The 6,308-nt window shown below is 67.3% G+C and carries 6 protein-coding genes and 1 riboswitch; of the genes, 1 reads left to right on the top strand and 5 read right to left on the bottom strand.

The features are described from left to right. Positions 1-41: 41 nt before the first annotated feature. The 5 genes from PSEWESI4_RS05715 to PSEWESI4_RS05735 form a co-directional block, all read right to left on the bottom strand. The gene (locus PSEWESI4_RS05715) at positions 42-485 is read right to left on the bottom strand and encodes a ketosteroid isomerase-related protein (RefSeq protein ID WP_187670224.1); all 444 of its coding nucleotides are present in this window, start codon (positions 483-485) and stop codon (positions 42-44) included. A gap of 93 nt (positions 486-578) precedes the next feature. Then, the gene (locus tag PSEWESI4_RS05720; protein WP_456243204.1) at positions 579-1,166 is read right to left on the bottom strand and encodes a TMEM165/GDT1 family protein; all 588 of its coding nucleotides are present in this window, start codon (positions 1,164-1,166) and stop codon (positions 579-581) included. A gap of 90 nt (positions 1,167-1,256) precedes the next feature. Then, positions 1,257-1,376, bottom strand: a riboswitch (yybP-ykoY riboswitch). 193 nt (positions 1,377-1,569) lie between these two features. Further along, the gene (locus PSEWESI4_RS05725; RefSeq protein ID WP_187670232.1) at positions 1,570-3,030 is read right to left on the bottom strand and encodes an amino acid permease; all 1,461 of its coding nucleotides are present in this window, start codon (positions 3,028-3,030) and stop codon (positions 1,570-1,572) included. A 142-nt stretch (positions 3,031-3,172) separates the two neighbouring features. Beyond that, the gene (locus PSEWESI4_RS05730) at positions 3,173-4,171 is read right to left on the bottom strand and encodes a methyltransferase (RefSeq protein ID WP_187670225.1); all 999 of its coding nucleotides are present in this window, start codon (positions 4,169-4,171) and stop codon (positions 3,173-3,175) included. 150 nt (positions 4,172-4,321) lie between these two features. Continuing rightward, complete coding sequence (locus tag PSEWESI4_RS05735) at positions 4,322-5,281, bottom strand: 2-hydroxyacid dehydrogenase (RefSeq protein WP_187670226.1); 960 nt, start codon at positions 5,279-5,281, stop codon at positions 4,322-4,324. Between the two features lie 174 nt (positions 5,282-5,455). On the opposite strand from PSEWESI4_RS05735, the gene PSEWESI4_RS05740 reads away from it, so the two are divergent. Continuing rightward, the gene (locus PSEWESI4_RS05740; RefSeq protein WP_187670227.1) at positions 5,456-6,085 is read left to right on the top strand and encodes a LysE family transporter; all 630 of its coding nucleotides are present in this window, start codon (positions 5,456-5,458) and stop codon (positions 6,083-6,085) included. The last annotated feature ends 223 nt before the right edge of the window (positions 6,086-6,308 follow it).

Below are 6,308 nucleotides of genomic sequence, written 5' to 3' on the forward strand. Positions count from 1 at the left end.
GGCAGGCTTCCCGGATTGCATCCGGGCTACGAACCGGGGCGTCAGGGCAGGGCGATTTCCGCGAAGGGACGGGTCTCCAGGCTGAGCTGGGCGCGGAAACTTTCCATGTCGAACATGGTGCAGAGCTCCTCGATCTCGCCGCTGCTGCTGAGGGTCCAGCAGGCCATGGCGGAGATGCTCACCACCTTGTCGCTGGCCGGGTAGCCGAGCGCCGGTTTCTCGATGGTGCCGATCAGGGTGCTCCAGGTGAACACCTTGTTGCCCTCGGCCAGGCATTCCTCTATCACCACTTCCAGCCCCGGCATGGCCTGGCGGATTTCCTGCACCATCTGCACATAACCGGCACTGCCCAGCGGCTTGCCGGCGAAGGAGCTCTTGTACAGGAAGGCCTTGCTGTGCAACTGCTCGGCCAGCGCCAGGCGGCCCTTGTTCCAGCTCAGGTCGATGTGCTGGCGGACCAGCCTTTTCATGTCATCCAAGGTCATCGCTTCGCTCCTGAAGGCACCGCCGGGTGCAGGTGGATCGCACTCTAGCAAGGCGCCTCCGGGAGGCATTGGCCGAAACGCCGGCCAGGGGCGTCAGATCAGGCCACTGAGCTTCAGCGCCTCATAGCCGGCGTACAGCGCCAGGAGACCGAAGGCGAAGGCGGCGATGCGGCGGATCAGCGCCAGCGGCAGGCGTTCGGCGGCGAAGTTGCCGGCCAGCACCACCGGTACGTTGGCCAGCAGCATGCCCAGGGTGGTGCCGATGACCACCATCAGGAAGTGCGGGTACTGCGCCGCCAGCATCACCGTGGCGATCTGGGTCTTGTCGCCCATTTCGGCGAGGAAGAAGGCGATCAGGGTGGTGAGGAACGGTCCGAAGCGCTTGAAGTGCGAGGCTTCCTCTTCTTCGTCGATCTTGTCCGGGACCAGCGTCCAGAGCGCCACGGCGGCGAAGCTGGCGGCGAGGATCCAGCTCAGCGTCGCGGCGGAGAAGAAGGTGGAGACCCAGGTGCCGACGGCGCCGGCGGCGAAGTGGTTGGCCAGGGTGGCGGCGACGATTCCGGCGATGATCGGCCAGGGTTTGCGGAAGCGGGCGGCGAGGAGCAGGGCGAGGAGCTGCGTCTTGTCGCCGATCTCGGCGAGGGCGACGATGCCAGTGGGGACCAGCAGGGATTCCAACATCAGGACTTCCTAAGGGGCGGGTCGACCAATCACGTATGACACGCATGCCTGCCCACCCCGGGTCAGGTCATGTGTGTCATAGGTCTTGTCAAACCGCGAGCCTGTCTGGGCAGGCTTGGGTCGCGAGCGCCATGGTCTGCGGACCAAGTGTGTTGACGCACGCCGGACGAGCAGGGCGCTCGTGGGAGACTACTCCCCTAGGACGGGGCGCATTGTGCCGAAAGTGGGAGTGGTGGGCAAGGGTGGGTAATGCCTGTCGGTCGATGCTCTTGTAGGGTACGCCGCGCGCACCGACAGGACGGCAGCCCCGGAGTTCCCGGTGCGATGCGGAGGTATTTCCCGGTAAACGGTGCGCGCGGCGCACCCTACCAAAGCTGGCGTTAGGCGAACGTCACTCCGAGTCTCAATCGTCGCGCGTCGAGCGGATGTTCATCTCCTCGTAGCGCACGAAGCGGGTGCCGTTCTTCAGTCGGTAGCTCCACCAGATGACCAGGAACAGCGGCAGGCTGATGTAGGTGGCGATCAGCCCGGCCCAGTCGATGCGCTCGCCGAAGAACGCCTGGTAGTTCTGCCCGAGGGTGATCGCCAGGCACAGGCAGAAGGCGAACAGCGGGCCGAACGGGAACAGCATGGCGCGGTAGGGCAACTGGTCGAGCCGCCCGCCCTGGGCGATGAAGCCCTTGCGGAAGCGGTAGTGGGAAATGGCGATGCCCAGCCAGACGATGAAGCCGCACATTCCCGAGGTGTTGAGCAGCCAGGTGTAGACCGTCTTGTCGCCGATGAAGCTGGTCAGGAAGCATAGCGCGCCGACCGCCGTGGTGGCATACAGCGCATAGCGAGGCACGCCACCTTGAGACAAGTAGGCGAACAGCTTCGGCGCCTTGCCCTGCAGGGCCATGGTGTAGAGCATGCGGGTCGAGGCGTACATGCCGGAGTTGCCGGCCGAGAGGATCGCCGAGAGGATCACCGCGTTCATCACCCCGGCCGCGGCGGCCAGGCCGGCACGCTCGAACAGCAGGGTGAAGGGCGAGGTACTGATGTCGTCGGTGCCGGTCTTCAGCAGGTTGGGATCGGTGTAGGGGATCAGCATGCCGATCACGAAGATCGACAGGATGTAGAACATCAGGATGCGCCAGAACACCTGGCGAATGGCGATGGGAATGGATTTGCGCGGGTTCTCCGACTCGCCGGCGGCGATGCCGATCAGTTCGGTGCCCTGGAAGGAGAAGCCGGCGATCATCGCCACCCCGATCATCGCCTGGAGGCCGCCGACGAAGGGCGCCTCGCCGAGGGTGAAGTTGCTGAAGCCGGGCGAGTCGATGCCGGTCATGATGCCGAAGATGCTTGCCAGGCCGAGGCCGATGAACACGATCACGGCGATCACCTTGATCATCGCGAACCAGAATTCGCTTTCGCCGAATCCTTTCACCGAGAAGAAGTTGAGCAGGAACATCAGGGAGAGGAACCCGAAGCTCCAGTAGATGCCCGGCACGTCGGGGAACCAGAAGCTCATCACCAGTTGCGCGGCCACCAGCTCGGCGGCGATGGTCACCGCCCAGTTGTACCAGTAGTTCCAGCCCATGGCGAAGCCGAAGCCTTCGTCGATGAAGCGGCTGCCGTAGGTGCAGAACGAGCCGGAGTCCGGCATGTGCGCGGCCAGCTCGCCGAGGCTGGTCATCAGGAAGAACACCATCATGCCGATCAGCGCATAGGCCAGTAGCGCGCCGCCGGGGCCGGCGGTGGCGATGGTGCTGCCGGAGGCGACGAACAGGCCGGTGCCGATCGAGCCGCCGATGGCGATCATGTTCAGGTGGCGGGTCTTCAGCGTGCGCTTGAGCTTCGGCGGTGTCTTTTCCGGCGACATGGCGAAGGTCAGTTCAGCCTCTTTGGCGGTGGTTTTCACGGGGTTTCTCGCTGTCCATGAGCTTCAAGGAGTGTGCGCGCTGGCCGGGCAAACGCAAGTTGACGCAGGCAGGGGGCTCCAGCCCGGATGGGCTGAAGCGGAGCTACGCCTTTCGGGCGCGGTAGATGCGGAAGCCGTTGCCCTCGGCGAGGGTCTGGCAGGGGCCGAGGTGCTGTTCGATCAGCGGTGGGTACTTGAGGAAGCTGTTGGCCACCAGGCGCAGTTCGCCGCCGGCCCGCAGGTGGCTGGCGGCCTGGCGCAGCAGGTCTTCGCTGGCCTGGTAGTGGGTGTGCACGCCTTCGTGGAACGGCGGGTTGCTGAGGATCGCGGCGAGCCCGCCGGGCGCGGCGGCGATCCCGTCGCCGCCCAGTACCTCGGCGTCCAGGCCGTTGGCGGCGAGGGTCAGGCGGCTGCTGGCCACCGCGAAGGCATCGACGTCCAGCAGGGTCACCTGGCTGTCCGGATAGCGACGCTTGAGCACTGCGCCGAGCACCCCGGCGCCGCAGCCGAAGTCGAGCAGATGGCCGGCCGGCAGGTGCTCCAGGTGTTCGAGCAGCAGGGCGGTGCCACGGTCCAGGCGGCCATGGGCGAACACCCCGGGCAGGCTGACCACCTGTAGTGGGCCGTCCTCCAGCGGCAGTTCGTAGGTCCGGGCCAGGGCTTCGAGGTCCGGCGTTGCCGGCGCCTGGTCGATGCGCACCTGCCAGAGCTGGCAATGGCGCGCGCTATCCAGCTTGCGCGGCTGGCCGAAGGGTTGCAGTTGCTTGGCGGCACGCTCGATGCCGGCGCGCTTCTCGCCGACCAGGAACAGCTCGCCGCCGGGCAGGCGCGCGGCCAGGGCGGTCAGCAGGTAGCCGGTGAGTTCGCGGGATTTCGGCAGGAACAGCACGGCGGCGCGGAACGCCTCTTCCGGCGGCGCGACGCCGAACCGGCAACGCCCGGCGAAGCGTGCCTCGAGACGGGCCTGGTCGCCGGCATGCCAGCTCCAGCCACGGGCTTCCGGCAACTGGCCGAGCAGGTCGTCGGCCGGCAGGCCGGCGAGCAGGAGCTGGCCGCCGAACAGTTCAGCCTGGCGCAGCAGCACTTCGCTTCGTGGGTCCATGGTGGCTGGGCTCCTTGTGGTGAAGTCGTGCAAGGGGAATGGCCGGTCTTCCGCCCGCCGTCCCGCACAGGCAGGGCTCCCGTCACTCCCGCGCAGGCGGGAGTCCAGAAAAGACCGGGAATAAGGTCGTTGGCGAAAAAGCCGCGCAGCTTAGCTCACCAGGCGGCGCGGCGCACCGGCGAAGAAGGCTTCGGCATTCTCGGTCACCTGCACCACGATGCGCTGCCGCGCCTCGCGGCTGCCCCAGGCGCTGTGCGGGGTGACGATCAGGCGCGGGATGTCGTCGGCCAGCAGCGGGTTGCCATCCCTGGGCGGCTCCTGGGTCAGCACGTCGGTGGCGGCGCCACCCAGGTGGCCGCTGCGCAGGGCGTCGGCCAGGGCCTGTTCGTTGACCAGGCCGCCGCGCGCGGTGTTGACCAGGAAGGCGCCGGGCCGCATCAGGCGTAGTTCGTCGGCGCCGATCAGGTTGCGGGTGTGCTCGGTAAGCGGGCAATGCAGGGTCAGCGCGTCCACCTGCGGCAGCAGTTCGTCCAGGGCCAGCCGGTCGGCGCGCAGCGGCCTGCCGGGCAACTGGCCGGTCAGCACGCGCATGCCGAACGCCTCGGCCAGGCGGGCGACGGCGCCACCCAGCTCTCCGTGGCCGAGCAGGCCGAGGGTCTTGCCTTCCAGCTCGACGATGGGGAAGTCCAGGAGGCAGAACTGGCTGGCCTGCTGCCAGCGCCCGGCGCGTACCGCGGCCTGGTAGTCGGGCAGGCGGGTGGCCAGGGCAAGCAGCAGCATCAGGGTGTGCTGGGCCACCGAGGGCGTGCCGTAGCCCTGGCAGTTGCACACGGCGACGCCATGGGCGCGGGCGGCGCCGAGGTCGACGTTGTTGGTGCCGGTGGCGGTGATCAGCACCAGCTTGAGTTCGGGGCAGGCGGCGAGGGTTTCGGCGCTGATCGGCACCTTGTTGCTGATCGCCACCTGGGCGCCTTGCAGGCGTTCGGCGACCTGCTCCGGCTGGGTCGCATCGTGCAGGACCAACTCGCCGAGCACCTGGCGCAGCGGGCCCAGGTCGAGGTCGCCGAGGTCGAGGGAGGCATGGTCGAGGAATACGGCACGGGTGTTCATGGCATGGATTTCCGGTTCGCTGGTGTACACGCAGGCTGTCACGATACCCGACGCGGGCCGTTTGGCCAGGGCTCCTTCGTGCCATTGTCCGCGGTCCGGGATTGCGCACAACTGTATCTGTCGCGGCGCCTGGCGGCGGGGTAATGTGTGCGGCGGACGATTCTGGAGAGTGCTATGAACTGGGCGGAATTCCTCACCGTTGCCTTGATCCACCTGCTGGCGGTGGCCAGTCCCGGCCCGGACTTCGCCATCGTGGTGCGCGAGAGCGTGGCCAACGGCCGGCGGGCCGGCACCTGGACGGCGCTGGGCGTCGGCACCGGGATCTTCGTGCACGTCGCCTATTCGCTGCTCGGCATCGGGCTGATCGTTTCGCAGTCGATCCTGCTGTTCAACATGCTGAAATGGCTGGCGGCCGCCTACCTGCTGTACATCGGCATCAAGGCGCTACGCGCCCGTCCCGCCGCGCCGAGCAACCTGGAAACGCCGTCCGGCGCACTGGAGCGCAACGCCCGCGCGGCTTTCGTCACCGGCTTCGTCACCAACGGGCTGAATCCCAAGGCGACGCTGTTCTTCCTCTCGCTGTTCACCGTGGTCATCGACCCGCATACCCCGCATTGGGTGCAGGCCGGCTACGGCGCGTACCTGGCGGTGGCCACCGCGCTGTGGTTCTGCCTAGTGGCGCTACTGTTCAGCCAGCGCCGCGTGCGTGCCGGTTTCTCGCGCATGGGACATTGGTTCGACCGGGCGATGGGCGCGGTGCTGGTGGCGTTGGGCGTGAAGCTGGCGTTTACGCAGTTGCGTTGATGGGGGAGCGGGCTTCCGGTCTGGCACGGGCTTTCCGTCCGTATCCGGCTCCGCCCCTCACTCCCAGCCCCTGGCTACGCGCCCCGCTCCGGAGGGAGAAGGGGAGCTGACGGAGCTGGCCTTCTTCTCATGATTTGAGCCCAGCCGCGAATAGCTCCCTCTCCCTCCGGGAGAGGGTTGGGGCGAGGGAGCGGGCTTCCGGTCTGGCACGGGCTTTCCGTCC

Origin of the sequence: Zestomonas carbonaria, assembly GCF_904061905.1 — a bacterium.
Taxonomy (GTDB): Bacteria; Pseudomonadota; Gammaproteobacteria; order Pseudomonadales; family Pseudomonadaceae; genus Aquipseudomonas; species Aquipseudomonas carbonaria.